1 pseudogene is annotated in these 472 nt (G+C 70.6%); it reads left to right on the forward strand.

Annotation, left to right across the window (positions count from 1 at the left end):
- Window positions 1–162: 162 nt before the first annotated feature.
- Window positions 163–472, forward strand: a pseudogene (locus tag AB0C16_RS40500) (transcriptional regulator); the annotation flags it as partial.

Here is a 472-nt window from a genome sequence, read left to right on the forward strand (position 1 = left end):
CCTCCCCGAAGGGGTGATCACCCTGGGCCGGAGCAGGTGTCCCCGGCCCCTGACGCTCCTGTCACGGCCCAGCGGCGACACACCGGGCAACGCTTTGCCTTTCGTACCAACCACCCCCACGCTTGCCGTGAGCAGGACGACCATCAACGGGGGGCGATTCTCGTGCTGCGCATCCACTTCACGCCCGCGGACCTCACTCGTGTCAGCCTGGCGACACGTCCCGATCCGCTCTGGGAGACCGTCTTCAGCCTGCACCGGCTCCAGACCTCGCAGGGGCGCTGGGCCTACGCCGACTGGTACCGCGCCACCCAGGACACCCTGGCGAGTACACCGCTCGGCAAGGCGGTGCGCCGACTGCTCGTCCCCGTCGTGCCCCGGGCCGCCTACTTTCCCGACTTCCTGACCCCGTACGAGGCCGCCGAGGGACTGGACGAGGGACTCGCCGCGGTGCTCGACACCCCGTCCTCCCGGG

This window comes from Nonomuraea sp. NPDC048916 (assembly GCF_040649575.1).
GTDB lineage: Bacteria > Actinomycetota > Actinomycetes > Streptosporangiales > Streptosporangiaceae > Nonomuraea.